The organism is Vibrio sp. 10N.247.310.17, from assembly GCF_041466605.1.
GTDB classification, from domain to species: Bacteria; Pseudomonadota; Gammaproteobacteria; order Enterobacterales; family Vibrionaceae; genus Vibrio; species Vibrio tasmaniensis_A.
Genome location: NZ_JBFSTC010000075.1, coordinates 1 through 18,391 on the forward strand (window position 1 = coordinate 1; position 18,391 = coordinate 18,391).

The 18,391-nt window shown below is 41.5% G+C and carries 18 protein-coding genes; 5 read left to right on the top strand and 13 right to left on the bottom strand.

Going from position 1 to position 18,391, the window contains the following annotated elements:
* Nucleotides 1–130: 130 nt before the first annotated feature.
* Nucleotides 131–1,435, bottom strand: coding sequence for a phage/plasmid replication protein, II/X family (locus tag AB6D80_RS18175; protein WP_372189210.1), 1,305 nt, complete (start codon nucleotides 1,433–1,435; stop codon nucleotides 131–133).
* Nucleotides 1,436–1,524: 89 nt separating this feature from the next.
* On the opposite strand from AB6D80_RS18175, the gene AB6D80_RS18180 reads away from it, so the two are divergent.
* A complete protein-coding gene (locus AB6D80_RS18180) occupies nucleotides 1,525–1,977 on the top strand; it encodes a helix-turn-helix domain-containing protein (RefSeq protein ID WP_372189212.1) in 453 nt (150 codons plus the stop codon).
* A gap of 757 nt (nucleotides 1,978–2,734) precedes the next feature.
* Here AB6D80_RS18180 and AB6D80_RS18185 read toward each other — a convergent pair.
* Together AB6D80_RS18185 and AB6D80_RS18190 are read right to left on the bottom strand one after the other, a co-directional pair.
* Nucleotides 2,735–3,037 (bottom strand): type II toxin-antitoxin system RelE/ParE family toxin, encoded by a 303-nt coding sequence (locus tag AB6D80_RS18185; protein WP_371695079.1) that lies wholly within the window; start codon nucleotides 3,035–3,037, stop codon nucleotides 2,735–2,737.
* A complete protein-coding gene (locus tag AB6D80_RS18190; protein ID WP_016787072.1) occupies nucleotides 3,025–3,282 on the bottom strand; it encodes a type II toxin-antitoxin system Phd/YefM family antitoxin in 258 nt (85 codons plus the stop codon). Before AB6D80_RS18190 ends, AB6D80_RS18185 begins: the two co-directional genes overlap by 13 nt.
* A gap of 603 nt (nucleotides 3,283–3,885) precedes the next feature.
* On the opposite strand from AB6D80_RS18190, the gene AB6D80_RS18195 reads away from it, so the two are divergent.
* Both AB6D80_RS18195 and AB6D80_RS18200 read left to right on the top strand, forming a co-directional pair.
* The gene (locus AB6D80_RS18195; RefSeq protein WP_372189214.1) at nucleotides 3,886–4,485 is read left to right on the top strand and encodes an outer membrane beta-barrel protein; all 600 of its coding nucleotides are present in this window, start codon (nucleotides 3,886–3,888) and stop codon (nucleotides 4,483–4,485) included.
* A gap of 354 nt (nucleotides 4,486–4,839) precedes the next feature.
* Nucleotides 4,840–5,442, top strand: coding sequence for a DUF2971 domain-containing protein (locus AB6D80_RS18200; RefSeq protein WP_371701700.1), 603 nt, complete (start codon nucleotides 4,840–4,842; stop codon nucleotides 5,440–5,442).
* A 158-nt stretch (nucleotides 5,443–5,600) separates the two neighbouring features.
* On the opposite strand, the gene AB6D80_RS18205 is transcribed toward AB6D80_RS18200, so the two are convergent.
* From AB6D80_RS18205 to matP, 3 genes are all read right to left on the bottom strand, one after another.
* Entirely contained in the window at nucleotides 5,601–5,912 is a 312-nt protein-coding gene (locus AB6D80_RS18205) for a hypothetical protein (protein ID WP_371701702.1), read from the bottom strand.
* Between the two features lie 104 nt (nucleotides 5,913–6,016).
* Nucleotides 6,017–6,325, bottom strand: a complete 309-nt coding sequence (locus AB6D80_RS18210; RefSeq protein ID WP_012603889.1) for a DUF3634 family protein — start codon at nucleotides 6,323–6,325, stop codon at nucleotides 6,017–6,019.
* Nucleotides 6,326–6,348: 23 nt separating this feature from the next.
* The gene (matP, locus tag AB6D80_RS18215; protein WP_009846670.1) at nucleotides 6,349–6,804 is read right to left on the bottom strand and encodes a macrodomain Ter protein MatP; all 456 of its coding nucleotides are present in this window, start codon (nucleotides 6,802–6,804) and stop codon (nucleotides 6,349–6,351) included.
* A gap of 189 nt (nucleotides 6,805–6,993) precedes the next feature.
* Between matP and AB6D80_RS18220 the strand changes: the two genes are divergently transcribed.
* Together AB6D80_RS18220 and fabA are read left to right on the top strand one after the other, a co-directional pair.
* Nucleotides 6,994–8,646 (top strand): Lon protease family protein, encoded by a 1,653-nt coding sequence (locus tag AB6D80_RS18220; protein ID WP_017099300.1) that lies wholly within the window; start codon nucleotides 6,994–6,996, stop codon nucleotides 8,644–8,646.
* A 70-nt stretch (nucleotides 8,647–8,716) separates the two neighbouring features.
* A complete protein-coding gene (gene fabA, locus AB6D80_RS18225) occupies nucleotides 8,717–9,232 on the top strand; it encodes a bifunctional 3-hydroxydecanoyl-ACP dehydratase/trans-2-decenoyl-ACP isomerase (RefSeq protein ID WP_010440782.1) in 516 nt (171 codons plus the stop codon).
* 313 nt (nucleotides 9,233–9,545) lie between these two features.
* Here the strand turns inward: fabA and rmf are convergent, their stop codons facing one another.
* The 7 genes from rmf to pyrD all read right to left on the bottom strand — a co-directional run bounded on the left by rmf (nucleotide 9,546) and on the right by pyrD (nucleotide 18,270).
* Entirely contained in the window at nucleotides 9,546–9,719 is a 174-nt protein-coding gene (gene rmf / locus AB6D80_RS18230; protein ID WP_009846667.1) for a ribosome modulation factor, read from the bottom strand.
* A gap of 161 nt (nucleotides 9,720–9,880) precedes the next feature.
* Nucleotides 9,881–11,629 carry a DUF3466 family protein gene (locus AB6D80_RS18235; RefSeq protein ID WP_372189216.1) on the bottom strand — a complete coding sequence of 583 codons (1,749 nt, stop codon included), beginning with the start codon at nucleotides 11,627–11,629 and terminating at the stop codon, nucleotides 9,881–9,883.
* Between the two features lie 9 nt (nucleotides 11,630–11,638).
* Complete coding sequence (locus tag AB6D80_RS18240) at nucleotides 11,639–13,555, bottom strand: ABC transporter ATP-binding protein (RefSeq protein WP_009846664.1); 1,917 nt, start codon at nucleotides 13,553–13,555, stop codon at nucleotides 11,639–11,641.
* Nucleotides 13,533–13,793, bottom strand: coding sequence for a glutaredoxin family protein (locus AB6D80_RS18245; RefSeq protein WP_012603885.1), 261 nt, complete (start codon nucleotides 13,791–13,793; stop codon nucleotides 13,533–13,535). Before AB6D80_RS18245 ends, AB6D80_RS18240 begins: the two co-directional genes overlap by 23 nt.
* 25 nt (nucleotides 13,794–13,818) lie before the next feature.
* Entirely contained in the window at nucleotides 13,819–15,939 is a 2,121-nt protein-coding gene (gene rlmKL, locus AB6D80_RS18250) for a bifunctional 23S rRNA (guanine(2069)-N(7))-methyltransferase RlmK/23S rRNA (guanine(2445)-N(2))-methyltransferase RlmL (RefSeq protein ID WP_372189218.1), read from the bottom strand.
* 509 nt (nucleotides 15,940–16,448) lie between these two features.
* Complete coding sequence (locus AB6D80_RS18255; RefSeq protein WP_017099303.1) at nucleotides 16,449–17,003, bottom strand: cell division protein ZapC; 555 nt, start codon at nucleotides 17,001–17,003, stop codon at nucleotides 16,449–16,451.
* 256 nt (nucleotides 17,004–17,259) lie between these two features.
* Nucleotides 17,260–18,270: a quinone-dependent dihydroorotate dehydrogenase gene (pyrD, locus tag AB6D80_RS18260; protein ID WP_017099304.1), complete on the bottom strand. Its 1,011-nt coding sequence runs from the start codon at nucleotides 18,268–18,270 to the stop codon at nucleotides 17,260–17,262.
* Nucleotides 18,271–18,391 lie beyond the last annotated feature (121 nt).

The window sequence follows — 18,391 nt, forward strand, 5'->3', positions numbered from 1 at the left end:
TTTCCCCCTAAATACGCGTAAGCGGCTTGTTCGAAAAAAGTACGGGCTGGTTTATCATCTTTTGCTCTTGAGGTGCGTGTCTCTACACGTTCATCTTCTTTAAAAATCTCTATCTTAATCATGTTGTGCCTTATGCTGTTCTTAGTTGAGTAACGTTTGTATCTAGTTCGAAAAGTTGCCTAGTCATCGGGCCATATTCAGGCTCGATATACCAATCAGGAACTTGCTTAGAAAAATCTATGGTGATGACTTCACAAAGAGGAACAACTTTATTCATTCCATTACCTGATAAGTTTTGAAGTTGAGCTTTAGTAAATCCAGCATCGAGTAACATGTTTAAGTTGTTATAAAACGTTTTTCGCACACTAAAAGAACGTTGAACTTCCTTGAACCCTTCATTAACAAGACGTCGATAAAACGAAAATGCCCTATCCGCTTTGGCGTAACTGGTATTGCCTTTAGGTGTGGTTTTTTTATGAGAAGTGCGAAGAGTCTGCTGTACCTTTTCATCATCGTATATGTTCATAGATTGACCTTTAAATGTATTGTCTATCAGCTTTCCGTATGTTTCTTTCCAGAGTTCTTCGATTAACTCTTTGCCTGTATCTTCTTTTAGCTGATGTTGATGTTTTATTAAGTCGTGAATATTAGTTGGTATGCCTAGTTGTTGCAGTTTTCGTTTTTTTACTTCTGATTCAAAGCGAACTAAATATTTTGAAAAGTGAAGAATCCTAGGGTCTGACATAGCATCAAACACAAACTGAGCGTGCCTATCGCCTTTCCTTGCCTTGTCTGAATATTCGTTATATTGCTTGATGAATTCATGATGCTTAGAGTAGATTTTTCCACCCCAGTAAGAAGAGTTCGTATTGTGTTTACAAGTTGTCTCGTAGTCATATCGGGAAGATCGAACCTGACCATGGGACACGTTTCTAAAGTGATTAATAACTTGTTTACATTGCTGTTCAGTTTCAACTACTGCTGAAAAAGTACAATCAAGCTGCATCACCTCAGCCCTATCCCAATCGACCATTAATGCTAATTCAGGGTTAGACAAAGTAAGAGAAGAATAAAACTCTGAATAGGCAAGTAAAATACAGTTAGACCCAAACACGTTATGTCCTTGAATGATTTTAGCTGGGCTCGCTTTCAACTCGATATGTGGAGGAATATTTATAGAACCATTATGAAATTTAAGTGCAATACCTGTATAGCTTGATGGAACTTGCTGAAAAGGAATGAACTCACTGAAGACGTTGTTAATGTTCCCAAACTCATCACGCTCAATAGCACCAGAACCAATAAACCCCGTATCTGAAGCTACTTTAGATACGTTCAGTTCCTCATAGTATGCAGAATCTTTAGATGTGCGCGACTCAAGCTGAAAGCAATATTCAGACTTAAATGGAACCATTAATCTAAGTAAATCCAACATCAAAAAAACCTGTCAATAGCTCTGTAGAATAAAATTAGATAATCCTATAGAGTAAATTAAATCTTAAGGCTGAATATATAGGGTTATAATTGAACATACAAGATAAAAAACACGGGTTAATTATGTCTATAGGGGAAAATTTAAAGCGCCTGAGGCGTGATCGAGGGTGGACGCAAGGAGAGCTTGCAAAACATTGTGGGATCCGATTGGGTCAAATATCCAAAATTGAACGTAATGATACAGATCCAAAACTAAGCACTATATACGCACTAACAAAGGCATTAGGATGCACTCCCAATTCACTACTAACAGACGTATCTAAGACAAGTCTCGATGCGCTTATAGAGATTGCTCTCGAACGAGTTCAAAAGTTACCAGCTGATGATAAAGAGCATCTATTAGCCGTAATAGATAAATACTGCATAGCCCAAAGTTTGCAGCACTTACTAGAAACAAATACTGTATTTGGTATGTCGTTTTTTGAAGGTAAAACAGAAGAACTAAAGCCAGTTCTAACTAAAGAACAAAAAGAAAATGTGTAAATATTACACAAGGGTAGACTATTAAAGGAAGTCTACCCCAACTAACGTGATTTACATCACATGTGAATATTCGAAAAGGAAAGCCCCGACCCCGCGCTACGCTTGCCTCGGTGTTCGGTGGCTTTCTTCTCCTTTTTCCTTCTCACCGTCCTTGCTCAGTCTTCGCCGTCCTTGTTCGTCGTCAAGCGTCGAGTAATCGATAGAAACGAAAATTGGGAGTGCTCTGTACCAAAAAGCTATTCTGGCAAAATGAAAGGAAGGTTTTGTGATCTTCTTTTGAGGAAGTAACGCTTCGCTGCTTTTCGGGCATTTGAGGAAGTCATGCCCAAGAACTGTATCGAGTGCCCTTATCCCTGCGGGGCTAAATTGCGAATCAAAAGTAAGATTTGATAAATCAATTTTGGATTTTGAATGCTAATGCGCATTGTGCAAATTATGTTACGGGTTAACTTCTAACAACGATTTTCCTAACGGGCATCAAAAAGGCCAGACAAGCTGACCTCCTCATTGAGCATGTTACTCACCCACGTTCTTATTCAGTTAAGCACAGCGAACCACTCAACATAATTTAGACCCATAATACGAATCAAAGGTGTAAGCCTCAGATAGTAATGTCACTTTTGAGCCAGATTAAAATGTCACCTTAGCACTGGTTTAGGTTTAGTGGGATATTTAGATGGAAGTGATTTTTTCTTTTTCGCCATGTTGAACCCTCGTCTGCGTAGACCATCAGCCTATCAGAGGTGGCAAAAACGCTTTACTGTTTGCTCAGCAAAAACCGACGTAAATCTCGCTCCGCGCGCATCACAAACAAGATGTACACCTTGTCACCTTCTTGCTTGTAGAAAACTCGACATGGATTCACTACGACTTCGCGATAATTAAAGTGCTCAAGCTCAGGAGACAGACGCCCAGACTCGGGAAAGTCGCTGAGACGTTCAACTTTGTCGAAAATGTTTCGAACCAGCTGTTTGGCCGCGACTAAGTTTTCAAGGGCAATGTATTCCGCGATATCGTTAAGGTCCGATAACGCGGGCTCACTCCAAATCACTTCAGCCATTTTGACATCTTGTCTTTGGCTTCGTCATGACTCAGCGCCTTGCCTTCAGAAATGGCGCGCTCACCGCGTGCGATCCCTTCGAGGATAGCCAAGCGGTTTTGCATAAATTGGTAGTCGTCAACATCCACGAGATACGCTGAAGGTTTGCCATGCTCGGTGATCAACACGGGCTCTTTGGTGTCGTGCAGGTCAGCAAGGATTTTGGTAGCTTGACGCTTAAGAGAAGTTACGAGCTCGACTTTCATATAAATGACTCCAATAAAAGATTAGAGTGATACTATTGTATCACTCTCATTCTTACAAGTTTAGCGCAGAAAAATACCGCGTATAACATCATATTCAATCACTTTTCTTATATTATTCCAGAATGTTAGCTCAACTCTTTTAACGTGAGCGCTTTCATAATTAAGTAAAAGTTCATCCGCGTACTTGATGCTTTGTGTATCTGTGATCTTATGGTAAGCCACTCTCATAAACAGTCCAGCGAAAGCGACTAATATTAAATACCAAGCCAAATTAGGAAGACCAATCGTTAATTCAAAGAGTTCTGTCGTCGTGATTAGTGAGATAAGCGCCACACATAAAAAAGCTGCGGGTAAGGCTGACACCATATACAAGGTGAAATTTTTCAGTGGTCTATAAAAGTACTCTCGAAATCGCTTTGTATCATCAACGTATTGCTCTTTGAAGCGATACTGCTAAAATCAAATCATCTTGCTTCGTATTGACGTTTATATCGATAATAAGTTCATAAATCAGATGGTTACACAAAACCACTATTAGTTTAAAAGCTCTACATTTGGTAAGATATTCAAGGAATCAATAACTTATTATATAAAAGGCTTAATATGAAAATCGGTATGGTTGCCCTATCACTATTCACCGCTTTTGGCATGAGTTCATACGCGCTTGCTAATGAAAATGACACAGCAGCTAAAGATCTCGGTCATTTTTATGCAGGTGTAGATGTCGGATTTTATAATGAAACCGAATTAGAATACCGCGGTAGCAAAATTGAAGATTCTTCTGATCTAGCTGATTTGAGTTATAACTTAGTTGGCGGTTATGAGTTCAATACACACGATGTAGTAAAGCTGGGATTAGAAGCGGAGTACCGAAAAATTGGCAAAGTTAACTTTGCTCAAATGATGGATATTGAAGGCCAAGCCTTCTTCGTGAATGTTAAGCCCAAATTCATCGTTAAAGGCGACGTCTTGGATTTGTATGTCTCCCTGTTAGCAGGCGTTGGATCTATTGATACGGAAATCAAAGCCTTTGGGCTCTCAGCTTCTGAATCTGAGGCCGCTTACCAAATCGGTGGAGAATTTGGCGCAATAATTACCGATAACATCGACGTTCATATCGGTTACCGCTCTGCACATATTGAAATAGAGTCCATCGATGTTTCATCCAAAACAGCATACATTGGTGCAAGGTACCATTTCTAAAGTTCCGTCAATGGCTAGACCAATTTATTGCGGTCAACTAGCCTAACATTGCAAATAGTCCGATCTCTTTGAGGTCGGATTTATCATTATTGGTTCACTTAACTTCCTTTACATTGCCTCCAAATATAGACCTATTCTTCCACCAATATAAAGTTACGTTGCAACTTATTAAAAAAACCAGCGCTATTGCAAGATAAATCACTCAAACAGGCTGCTATTTTATGTTTAAATTTTGATCTATCAAGCGGTTATATGTTTTAACTTGGTGACTAAGCAAGCAAACACTATGCATTCACGCTTACATTATGAATTATAGTGTTAACATCAGACAATGTTGTAAACCAGGTGTTTGATATGTTGCCTAAACTTTATAAGTTCAGATCTCTTCACGATAGAAACATACAATCGATATCCGAGTGTTCGTTGTGGTTTGATTCCGCTAAGACCTTTAATAACCCTTTTGAATCTCATCACCTGTTCAACAAAGAACTTCAGAATGACTTCAAGGTAATGTGCTTCTCTCAATCGAATGACCATCCCATACTTTGGTCTCAGTATGGTGATAACTTTAAAGGTATGTGTATTGAGTATGATCTTAACTGTTATCACGGTGAGGCAGATCTCAATTGCTTTGAAGTTCAGTATGCTGACAACCCAAGCATGCTTAGTACTCCTTCGCTAGTTGACTTAAAAGCATCGAAATTAGCCGCGAGCGTACTTGGAATCAAACATTCAAACTGGCGTTACGAAAAAGAATATCGCTGGGTACTGCCCAATGAAGAGATTATTGGCAACAAGCTGTATCTGAATAAAGAGTGTATAAGCTCTGTGATTCTCTCAGAACATGCTCCTGCCGATAGAAAACTAAAGGTACTAATGACTTGCCAACACCTCGGCATCCCCGTTAAACACGCTGTCGCTAAACAAGATTCGTGTACATTTGGCACCTTCGGTTAAATAGATATCAGTAAAATGAACGCCCTACGAGACATATTGTCATATCAAGTGACAGTGCAACAAACTGGCATCTAACTCAGATCACCGTAATTCACTCGTATTCATTGGCATTTTAGACAATCATATTAATATCATTTAGTTATAGTGCATTATCCAGGTCAGTTTGTGATATGAAGTCGGATGTACTTTTCTGGGAAACTGTATTTGAACTGTTTCTTGTTTGGTAAGTGCTGTTTCGCCTGTCTACAAGCTTTACTATCGCCGGATGTTCTCACTCTCTTGATTTTTGTATAACCTTTGGAGTGCTTCATTTCAATCATCAGGTCACAATAACCATCGATTTCAACATTGCTCTTTTTTAGGCCTTTCATGACCGTCGCTTTGATTTTTTTGGCTACCGGATTGACCAATGCATCGTCGGGAAATACGACTGGGGATAAAAAAAACAACAAAAGGATTAGATATCTCATACTGTTCTCCTTTATTGGAACTGAGAACAGTATGACGATGGTTAAGGCAAGCGAAGAACTAACTTAGTATGAAAATTGACAAGATAAGACGTAATTCTTGACCATTACGCCTTCTTTGAACCTTTAGATTTGAAGCCGTTATGTGGGAATACATTACGAATACGTTGTTGCACGTTCTTAGGTACATCCTTTGTGAACTTGAGATTATAACCAGAGCGCTTTGCGTACACTTTTAATTCACCTTTAAAAGTGTTGTTGTGGCCAATCTCTTGAAGGTTGTGCTTAAAGCTGGGTGGAAGATGACCTTTAACTTGTTCGATCGCCCCATCGTTAAATTTGATTTTCAATACCGGCCTATCAACCGCGACTAACCAAAAAACCAACGCTGCACCGATTAAGATTACATACATCATAATGTCACCACTACTGTTGATGATTATTTATCGTCAGAAAGGAGCTTGCTTAAATCTTCTTTAAGATTGGTTACTGTCTTGCTGGCCTGTTCACTACGAGATGCTTCGCTTACCAAATACTCGATAGCATCTGATAGCGTACAACCTAGCTCGTTCGCACGCTGGGATAGCTTTTCCCATACACGATAATCAAGGTCGATTGATTTTTTCTTGGTGTGAACTTGTTCAGCATTAAAGTGACGCTTTCGCTTAGCTCGAATCGCTTGCTTGAGCTTGTTATCGAGCTCAGGAGACATGTTGTCAGATATCCACTCAAGAACACCTGTTGGTTGGTGTTCAAGCTTCAATAAGGCTTGTACAGCAACGTCAGCTTCACTTGAATCAATATGGCAGGTGATCGACTCGCCTTCTTTCCATTTTTTGACCAGATAGTTCCATTTCCAACCACATTCCAAGTTTTCAAGCTGCTGATATTTCATGTCTAATCTCGAGAGTTAATCCTAGTGACAGCGTAACCCAAAATAGGCTATTTAACAATTGTTGTCTTGAAAGAATAGACCAAGATCATACTTATATTAGCTTAGTGATTAGTAACTACAACATAGAGCTACAAGCGAGATCGGTTTTTCTATATACTCCCTACCTCATTATCATAATCAGAAACTTAAATGACTCTAGTAGATTGGCGACATGTTACGCCTCAGTACGACGAATATAGCGCTCAATTAGAGCAATTCCCTGACATCTCGCCTTTCCCATTTTCAGACATTCAACATAGATTCAACGATGCGTTAACCCGCTTTGTCCGTTTGTCCAACCTTTCGCGTGTTTTACTTGTCAACGCTCCGGACAATTCGATCTATCGTCAAATGATCGTTGAATCTTTAGTAACTGCTCTAGATGATCACACGTTACCAGTAATAAAAACTGAGTCTTTAAATGCTGTCTCTCTGTTTGACCAAGTTCAATCAAAAGATGGCCAAGTCGTTGCGACAAAGCCTGGCTTACTGGCTAGAGCGAACAATGGTTATCTGATTGTTTCAGCCAACTTGATTCTAGCAAACCCGGGAAGCTGGTTACTGCTTAAATCGGCACTTCTTGGTGAGGCCGTAGAGCCCATCAGTAGCAACCCTGAACACTTAAACCAATCTCCATCTTTACCGCTTACCTACAATATTAAGTTGATTGTGGTTGGAGACCGAGCTCAACTCGGCGATCTTGATTACCTAGACAGTGATATTCAAACCGGCTTCTGCCTATTCAGTGAAATTGAACAAGACATAAAGCTAACAGAAGAGACGTTGACTCAATATCTTGGTTACCTTAAATGGCTCCAACAACGTTATGAACTGCCAAACATCACGCAACAGGCGGTGACAGGCATTCTTACTGCTGGAGCAAGAGAAACTGAAGACCAAAGCTATATACCGTTGTGCCCGATTTGGCACAATGCGTTATTAAACGAAGCTTTGATTGAAGCCGACCATGGTGAGATTGATGGTCACCATATTCAGCAAGCACAACAACACAAATACAACCGCGAGTCGTACTTACCTGAACGTGCTCTTGATGATATTCGAGATGGCCAAGTTATTATCGAAACCGAGGGTGAACAAGTTGGACAAGTTAATGGTCTGACGGTTATCGATGTACCAGGACACCCTGTATCGTATGGTGAACCAGCCCGAATTTCATGTGTTATCCACTTTGGTGATGGTGATATTGCAGACGTTGAACGCAAAGCGGAACTCGGTGGTAACCTTCACGCCAAAGGTATGATGATCATGCAAGCATTTGTAAGCAGCGCGTTAAACCTTGAAGATCCGTTGCCCTATGCTGCTTCTGTTGTATTTGAGCAATCATACTGCGAAGTTGATGGCGATAGTGCTTCTCTTGCTGAGCTTTGCTCTTTGGTCAGTGCTTTGTCGGAATACCCTATCAATCAACAAATAGCGGTAACCGGTGCTGTCGACCAATTCGGTCGTGTACAAGCAGTTGGTGGGCTAAACGAGAAAATCGAAGGCTTCTATCATGTGTGTAAACACAACGGGTTAACTGGCGAACAAGGTGTGATCCTTCCAAGATCTAACTTACGACATCTTGCTCTGAAGCCAGACCTAATTGAAAGCATCAAAAACAAAGAATTCCATATTTGGTCTGTCTCTAATGTAGATGAAGCTATTCCTCTTATTATGAACAAACCATTTAGAGACGATGAACAAGAAAGCGTTCTGAGCAAAATTGCGGAACGTATTGAAAACTTTGAAAGACATGAGCACCCTATTGGAATTGTTGGACGCATTAAAAACTGGTTTGTCTAGTACTGATCGGACTTGTTTAGCGTACACCTGTTCACTAATATGCACCTATCAAAAATTGGAGTAATTGATAATGCAAAACAAACGTGATTCTTACACTCGCGAAGATCTTCTAGCATCAAGCCAAGGCGAACTATGGCCTGAAGGTCCTCAACTACCAGCACCGAACATGTTGATGATGGATCGCATCACTAAAATGTCTGAGACTGAAGGTGATTTCGGTAAAGGTTTGATTCTTGCTGAACTGGATATTACTCCTGACCTATGGTTCTTCGACTGTCACTTCCCTGGTGACCCAGTAATGCCTGGTTGTCTAGGACTTGATGCAATGTGGCAGCTTGTTGGCTTCTACCTTGGTTGGGTTGGCGGCAAAGGTAAAGGCCGTGCTTTAGGTGTAGGCGAAGTGAAATTCACTGGCCAAATCCTACCTACTGCGAAAAAAGTGACTTACGAAATCCACATGAAGCGTGTTGTTAACCGTCGCCTAGTTATGGGCCTTGCAGATGGTCGCGTACTTGTTGATGGCAAAGAGATTTATGTTGCTAAAGATTTGAAAGTTGGCCTTTTCCAAGATACGTCAGCATTCTAATCTAATCATTTAATTAGAGTAACGCAGTTAGATTTTAATAAAGCAGCCATTGGCTGCTTTATTTTCACTCCAATATATTTAGTTATAGTGCACTAGAGTGTGCTGATTAAACAAACTTTCTTATTCCGAAACTGTACTGTATTAGTCCACCAGCAACTGTGTATTCCACTACAAGTATCAGTATCAGCTTAAAGTGTTAGCTCTCTACGCCATTACATTTATTTTATCTAACTTATATGCCCACTCAGAAACTAACAAGGCTCCACTGCTGTACAACAATGGAGCCTTGATCTTTGAATATGTTCCGCCCTATCTATTTATAGAGACCTGATTGCTTATCACCTTTGGCGTCACGCCAACCACCTAACCAATAAGACCGAGAATCCATTTGGCTATATGGGCAAGCTTCTTGTGACCTACCGTTTATACCAGCTTTGTAGCCTTGAGATTGTGCTCGTTCTAGTCGATCACGCTTTTGTCTCTTCATAGTGCAGTCCTCATACGGGTGTTCTATTTACTAACATACAATGATTACAACTTTGCGGAGTTTTTGTGACTCCAACTTTAAGAATCGACCAGTTTTTCACTTTTCTCAAGGCGAAAAAAAGCCCGAATTCAGAATTGTGAACTCGGGCTCAAGAGGTGAAATTATTTAAATTTTCTACGGAACCCTAATAAGCCGAGTACAGTCAAAGCGAACCAACCTAAGCTACCGCCTTTACGATCGACCTTTGCTGTATCAGTACTACGAGCTTGGATATCACTCTTACCTTTACCTTCGATAGGAATCAATTTAACCGCAACAACCTCTTCTACTGCATTAGACGCAGCACCAGCACAGTATGAGTTGTGAGACGTTGTATCGTAGGCTCGTTCATCGTTACCTCTACCGTCTCCATTTGTATCGATCATACATTTTATAGCTGTTGCAGAGATAACACCCGCATCGTTGATACCTGAAGCATCAATGATTCGGAACTTGTTGTTCTCTCCAGAAACGTTGCCATCGTTTGTTAGATCGTCTAACCACCAAGCTTTCTCATTAAAGATATTTTTACGACGTTCGTCTTTCGAACTAGCAACATCGTAAGGGTAAATAAAGCCGCGGTGTCTACGCTCACTGCCATCAACTTCACGCGTTGTTTCTGCGTCAACTTGACCAACAATTTCATTGAAGTTGTTAACGGCTCTAGCTTCACCACTCGAACCAGCAAAGAAGATACCACCCGTTAGGTATGTCGCTGTTGGAGTCGCAACTGAAGCATCAGTAACAACAAACATCTTACTGCCTGCGCTACCATTTTCAGGCACTCGACCATTACGCTTAGAGTTACCAATAACAAACAAGTTTTTGTTGATATCGGTCGCTACAGAGTTACTGTATTTGTAATCATTAGACGAGTTAGAGTTGACCTTAGCCCCCTCAATTGATTTGGTCGTCCAAGTATTCGCGCTGTCAGCTAAGTCCAGAGATTTACTGATGAATACAGATGCATTCATATCTTGCAGATCACCACTACCATCAACAGTATTGTAGCCTACGCCATAAAACTTAGTATCCGATTCGGCAATTGAACGCATGCTACCTTGAGCATAGTAATCGCCTTGTCTAGCAGTTCCACCACGAGTCCAATCGATTTGCTTGGTATTCGTACCATCCCAAATAGCAGCTTTTGAACTAAATACAGGATCCGGCGTTGACGTCTCCGTAATGGTTTCACTAGTAGAAACACTACCTACATTGTAAACAGTACCATTACTTGCTTTGATAGCTTTCCATGCTCGAGTCTCAGAAGATCCTGCAGGCCCATTTGGTGACGTTGTAAAGATTGCGTTATTACGAATGCTACCTTCTGATTTGATACCTAAAGGCTTAACTTCTGATGCGTCGTTCACATAAAGGGAGTTGATCACTGTATTGCGAGTATCGAGTATTGCCCCGCCTTCTATAAATGCCTTTGCATTTACATAACTCAGGTTGTTTCTTTCCTTAAACCAAGTATCTTCCCAGCGAGTTTTCGCCCAGCTTTCACATGTGGAATATCTTAGTTCACGTTTACAATAGTTTTTGAAGTCATCGAACTCTTGTAAATATTGGAAGACAGCATCCATAGCGAAAGGAACTTCTTCACGGTAACTAATGGCTTCAAGCGAATTACGAGTTTCACCTGCTAGCTTAAAGCTATCACAAGCGACACCACCGATAGTACCAGCGGTAAAACAACTTTCAGTTCCGGTAACCGCAGCTGGTTGAATCGCGACACCAAACGTTTCAGAAGCTCCGACAATTGAGCTAGGAGTCGCGACTTCAACTACCTTGTACAGTGCAGCATTCGCGTTAGTTGCAGCCAAAACTAAGGCTGCAACTGTTGTTAATTTAAATTTATTACAAGTCATGATTACTTCTTAACTTTCCTGTTGTAGTGCCTCGAGCTCTTCCCAGCGCTCAAAAGCAACTTCAAGCTCCTGCTCTGCTGCAGATAGCTTATCTAATACTGGTTGTGTCTGCTCTACAGATTTTGAAAAGAAGCTAGGATCGTTGACTTCTTCCTGAAGAGTTTCAATTTGAGTTTCCAATTCTTCCAAACGCAAAGGTAGCGCTTCTAGTTCTCGTTGTAGCTTATACGATAACTTCTTAGCTTTAGCCTTAACTGGCGCAGTTTTGGGAGTTTCCTCAACTACTTTCTCTGGCTTTGATGGCTTTTCAACCTGTCGGTACTCTATAGCCTGCTTTCTTTGTTGCTGAGCATCGTGGTAACCACCAACAAATTCTTCAACAACGCCGTTGCCTTCAAATATCCAACTTGTCATAACCGTGTTATCAACAAACTGTCGATCGTGGCTCACTAAAAGAAGCGTACCCTGATAGTTGGCAAGCAAATCTTCTAAAAGTTCCAAAGTTTCGATATCTAGATCGTTGGTTGGCTCATCGAGAATCAATAAGTTATTCGACTTAAGGAAAATACGAGCTAATAACAGACGGTTTTTCTCACCACCAGACAGTGCTTTCACCGGAGTGCGAGCACGTTTAGGAGAGAACAAGAAATCTTGTAGGTAGCTCAGTGCATGGCGCTCACGGCCGCCTACTGTCACTTCTTGCTTACCATCCGCTAGATTGTCAATTACTGACTTCTCAGGGTCTAGGATTTCGCGGTATTGGTCGAAGTAAGCCACTTCAAGTTTAGTACCACAATGCAGACGGCCAGAATCAGGCTTCAGCTGATCAAGAAGCAGTTTAAGTACGGTACTCTTACCACAGCCATTAGGGCCGATCAGAGCAATACGATCACCACGCATAATATTGAAGCTGAAATCTTTAACGATCTCTTTGCCTTCAAAGCCAAAGTTAAGATTCTCTGCTTCGAATACAATCTTGCCTGAACGTTGACCATCATCGATCTGAATAACCGCTTTACCCTGCACTTCACGACGATTGATGCGCTCTTCACGCAACTTCTTAAGTGCACGTACACGGCCTTCGTTACGCGTTCGACGAGCTTTAATGCCCTGACGAATCCATACTTCTTCTTGAGCAAGCTTTTTATCGAATTCAGCGTTCTGCATCTCTTCGACACGTAACGCTTCTTCTTTCTCTAGCAAGTAGTTTTCGTAATCGCCAGGGAACGAGCTCAGCTTGCCGCGATCAAGATCAACAATGCGAGTTGCCATCGATTTGATGAAAGCACGGTCATGGGAGATAAAGATGATTGAACCACGGAAATCTTTCAGGAAGCCTTCTAACCATTCGATTGTCGCAACATCTAGGTGGTTAGTCGGTTCGTCGAGTAGAAGCACGTCTGGGTCACATACAAGCGCACGAGCAAGCGCCGCTTTACGTTGCCAACCACCAGACAAATCCGTCAGTTTTGTTTCAGCAGTGAGTTTAAGCGCCGCCATTACGTTACTTACGCGATCTTCGAAACGCCATGCGTTGGCATGATCCAACTGCTCTTGCACACGAGTAAGACGATTTAAGTTCTTTTCGCTAGGGTCAGTACCAATGAGATCCAAAAGATCATGATAGATCTTCAACTGTTCGCCGATTTCCGCTAGGCCACCAGCAACGTAATCATAAACGGTGCCTTCTTCATTACGCGGTGGATCTTGCTCAAGGCGAGACACAACCACATCTTGTGTGATTTGCATCTTGCCGTCGTCCATGATGATGTTCCCTGACAGGATTTTCATTAACGTAGACTTACCCGCGCCATTGCGCCCTACTAAACACACACGTTCGTTTTCTTGCAGTGCAAAGTCCGCACGATCTAATAACGGGTGATCGCCAAACGCTAATTGCCCGTTATGAATTGTAAGTAATGCCATTCTTTTTTAACCAATCATTAAGTTCTAACAAGCCAAATGGCCAGTTAAGCTCTGAGCTTTGAGAAAAGTCAGAGCTTTCAAATTTGAGCACCGGAATAGTGACCCCGTAACGGGAAAAGAGCTCATCATCAAATGCAATGTCGACAACGTTGACGTGATGGCTAATGTTTAACTGTTCCGTGAGTTTGAATGCCATCTCACATAGATGGCACCCTTCTGTACTGTAGAGAGTCAGCACGCTATATCCTTATACAATCTCTTAATTACTTATGTGTAATCAACCAGCAGTTATGAATGTGCTTGTTACGAGAGAAGTCCAATGGAAGCGTTTTAGCTGAGATGTTCTGAGCTTTGAGACCTAACTCTTCTAGGCCTTCTACATCCATTTTGAAGTGACGCTTGTTGTTAGAGAACACAATTGTGCCTTCTTCACGAAGAAGACGCTTAAGGTTTTCCATCAATTGAATGTGATCACGCTGAACATCAAAAGATTGATCCATACGCTTAGAGTTTGAGAACGTTGGGGGATCAATGAAGATCAGGTCGTAAGAACCCTGCTCTTTAACCAACCACTGTAAGCAGTCAGCTTGAACAAACTGATGTTGACGACCAACACGGCCATTAAGCTCCATGTTCTGCTTTGCCCACTCAAGGTAGGTATTAGACATGTCAACGGTTGTTGTAGAGCGTGCGCCACCCACAGCAGCATGAACAGATGCACTGCCTGTGTAAGCAAATAAGTTAAGGAAATCTTTACCTGCAGCCATTTCGCCGATACGACGACGAGTGATCTTATGATCTAAGAACAAGCCCGTATCTAAGTAGTCATGAAGATTAACAATCAGCTTAACGCCGTATTCGTTCACTTCTAGGTTAGAGGAGTCTTGAGCCATTTTTTGATATTGAGATCGGCCTTTCTGCTTCTGACGAACCTTAAGAACCACGTTGTTTGCTTCAACGCCAGTGACTTGAATAGAAGCACGGATGATATCGGTTAAGCGACGTTTTGCTTTCTCTTCCGGTACATCTTTAGGTGCTGCGTATTCTTGAATCACTAGGTGACCTGGGTATACGTCAATCGCTACATTGTATTCTGGTAAGTCCGCATCGTAGATACGGTAACAATCTAATTGCTCTTTCTTAGCCCACTTGCCAATTTTACCGATGTTCTTTTTAAGACGGTTTGCGAAGTCTGGGGCAATAAGTTGCTCTTGTTCACCCGTTGGACGCTCTGACATCGGACGATCTGAAATTGAGTAGTTCTTTTGGTGACACGGTAACGCACCATTGTTCAATTTGAACTGTTTGTCTGCACGCATACGTAAGCAGCTAAGCAGTTCGTCAGAACTAGAGAAGATAGACGCGTTACAACCGCCAAATTCCGTTTTAAGTTGTGCACCGAATGCCGTGTAAAGTGCAATCAAACCCGGCTCTGTGCCAAGACGCTCACCATAAGGTGGGTTAGAAACAATCACACCATCAGTAAACTCTGTAGGACGCTTAAGCTTTGCAGCATCGCCTACTTCGAATTCAATCAGCTCTTCAACACCAGCACGACGAGCATTGTCACGCGCTGTTTTGATCATGCGCTCGTCATTGTCGTAGCCATAGAACTTACACTCTACTTTCTTAACGCCACGACGACCTTGAACGTTCGCTTCAGCTTTCACTTCAGCCCACAGTTCTGGTTCAAAATCTTCTAGTGATTCAAAACACCACTTCTGGCGCTTAACACCTGGAGCCATGTTCGCAGCCATCATTGCCGCTTCAATCACTAACGTACCTGAACCACACATTGGGTCTAGGAAAGGCTTAGTTGCGTCCCAGCCACTACGAAGAAGAATCGCTGCAGCAAGGGTTTCACGCAATGGTGCGCGGCCTGATTCTGGACGATAACCACGTTGGTGAAGACCGCTACCTACCATATCAACACCAAGAATCGCTTTATCACGATGTAGACGAACGTGAATACGAATATCTGGATTTTCTTTGCTGATAGACGGACGAGGCAAAGACTTTTTCTCAAAGCTATCAACAACGGCATCTTTTACTTTCATCGCACCGTATTGGCTATTACGGATTTCGTTGTTTGTACCGTTAAAGTCAACAACAAAACGCTTAGAGCTATGGAATTGATTTACCCAGTTAACCGCGGTGGTTGATAGGTACAAATCCATGTCGTCCATACAAGTGAATTCAGAAAGGACACGTACAAATCTAGAAGCCAAACGACTCCATAAACAACAACGATAAATTTGCTCATTGGTCGCTTTGAATTTAACACCTGCTTGAACAGGTTTTGCATTTGTAATCCCTAGTTGGGTTAGTTCTTCAACTAATAAATTCTCAAGGCCGTTTGAGGTAACCGCTAGATATTGATTCATAGTGTTCTTTTATTGATAAAAATTAGCTCGATTATACCTGAATTTGTTATTAGAGCATCACACTAAACTTGTCTTTTCATTGAATCTTTCGACTAACTGGCTAGCAAACACACAGTCATGAAGCGATCGCTTACCCACATCCCCTTAGAACATAAGACTTATCGAATCAGCACAATTTATGACCAAACATCGGCCAACGCGGCGGTGTGAATTTATATTCACCTTGAAATTGGTATATACCAGACCTAATTTAAGACTGAAAGTTAGCTACAAAAGCACAAAAACAGGGAATAAAGGGAGGTAATTTACACTTCTGGCGATGAAAATAGGCAGAAATTAAGATGAAAAAACAGTCACAAGTTCACTAATTAAATAGTTAAGCGGTGATGTATTTATCTGGATGAGGTTTTTTAGGCACAAAAAAATCGGCTATTGAGCCGATTCTAAGGAAGGTTTGATAGGTTTATGCGTTGCAATGTGTGTTAGAAATGATGAACTAAACTGGGGAATTAACCGACCATTGCAATATGTGTATGGTGAAAATGAAGAATAGAGTTCGCGTCTACCATCCTATCGTGCATCACCTTAATCGAGTCTCCAAAACTTAACCCTTTTGAAGGTGTGAGCAGAAACTCTTCTAAGTCGACAAATGCACATAGGCTCGCACACTCTCCCACTTCTAATACAATGAAGTAACCTAGGCTATGCTCGTTATTCATTTGTACGATATCCCCTTCTTGAGGAGATTCGTGGCCAGCGCCTTGTGAATCGAAGAACCAGCTTTTAGGCTGTACTGGCTTGTGGAAGCGCTTTGCTGCCACACAATATAGTGCGAGTTCAGCTTGGCGAGGCTCAGACAGTTCTAAGCCAGAAATTTGTTCTTTGAAGGTTTGGTATGAAGATGCGTCATCAACGGTGAATTCATTATCTCTAAACGCGCAGTCCACCAGCTTATTGCGGACCAGATTCGTTTTGAAAATCATATCCTCTCCGAGGTTTAGCATTAATGAACATTGCTGCTCATCGTAATACCAACTCCATGTATCGCTAGGTTTAAGCATCATTTCGTCTCACACTGTTGAACCATTCCATTAGGTAAAACGCAAAATTACCTTCAATTACAGTAATTTTACTGAGCAATAGGCAAAAAAAAAGAGGAAATGAATTCCTCTTTCTTATCGCTTCTGTCTACAACTCAGTGAGTTACAGTGTCTCTTTTAGTAAGACGATGCCAAATTATAGCTTTCCTAAAATAACCAAATCTTTTTGATAACTCTGTTTATAAAAGCTCTGGGTTTATAAAAGTTCTGGTTTTCGGGACTATAAATTCTTAACGATGTCGCCTACAAGACCTGGGCCTTTGTAGATGAAACCAGAGTAAACTTGTACAAGCTTCGCGCCTGCCATCATTTTCTCTTTCGCAGCAACGTAAGAGTCAACGCCACCTACCCCGATGATCGGTAATTGGTCACCCAACTCTTCGTGAAGTTTACGAACCACTTCAGTACTGCGAGATTGAACTGGACGTCCACTTAGGCCACCCGCTTCATCGCAATGTTTCATGCCTTCAACGATTGAACGATCCAATGTTGTGTTTGTTGCGATCACACCATCGATCTTATTTTTGATCAATGATTCACAAATTTGGCTAATTTCGTCATCACTTAGATCCGGAGCAATCTTAAGAGCAAGAGGAACATATTTACCATGCTTCTCTTCTAGTTCAGATTGTTTCGTTTTAAGTTCAGACAATAGATCGTCTAGAGCTTCGCCGTATTGTAGAGAACGAAGTCCTGGAGTATTTGGTGAAGAGATGTTCACAGCAATGTAACCAGCGTATTGATATACCTTCTCCATACAGATCAAGTAATCTTCAGCGCCCTTTTCAATTGGTGTGTCTTTGTTCTTACCGATGTTGATACCTAAGATGCCGTCGTAGTTCGACTTCTTAACGTTCTCAATAAGATTGTCGACGCCAAGGTTATTGAACCCCATGCGGTTGATGATACCTTCAGCTTCAACAAGACGGAACAGACGTGGTTTGTCATTACCGGCTTGTGGACGAGGAGTTACCGTTCCTACTTCAACGAAACCAAAACCCATTGCGCCAAATGCATCAATACATTCGCCGTTTTTATCTAGGCCAGCCGCTAGGCCAACTGGGTTTTTAAAAGTAAGACCCATGCATTCTACAGGTCGATTAGGTAATTGTTGGCGATACAAAAGATCAATAGGAGTGCCTGTGAAGCGTTTGAAATTTTGAATTGCAAGATCATGTGCCTTTTCGGCATCAAGTTGGAAAAAGCCAGTTCTGGCTAGACGGTAGAGCATTGTGCCTCCGATAGAAAAAAGCCCCGTGTAAACGGGGCGATATTATTTACTTATTTACTCAACTATTCAATCTATTACTGTCTGTAAGGGTAATATAATCGAGTTTGTTAGCGAATGAGGT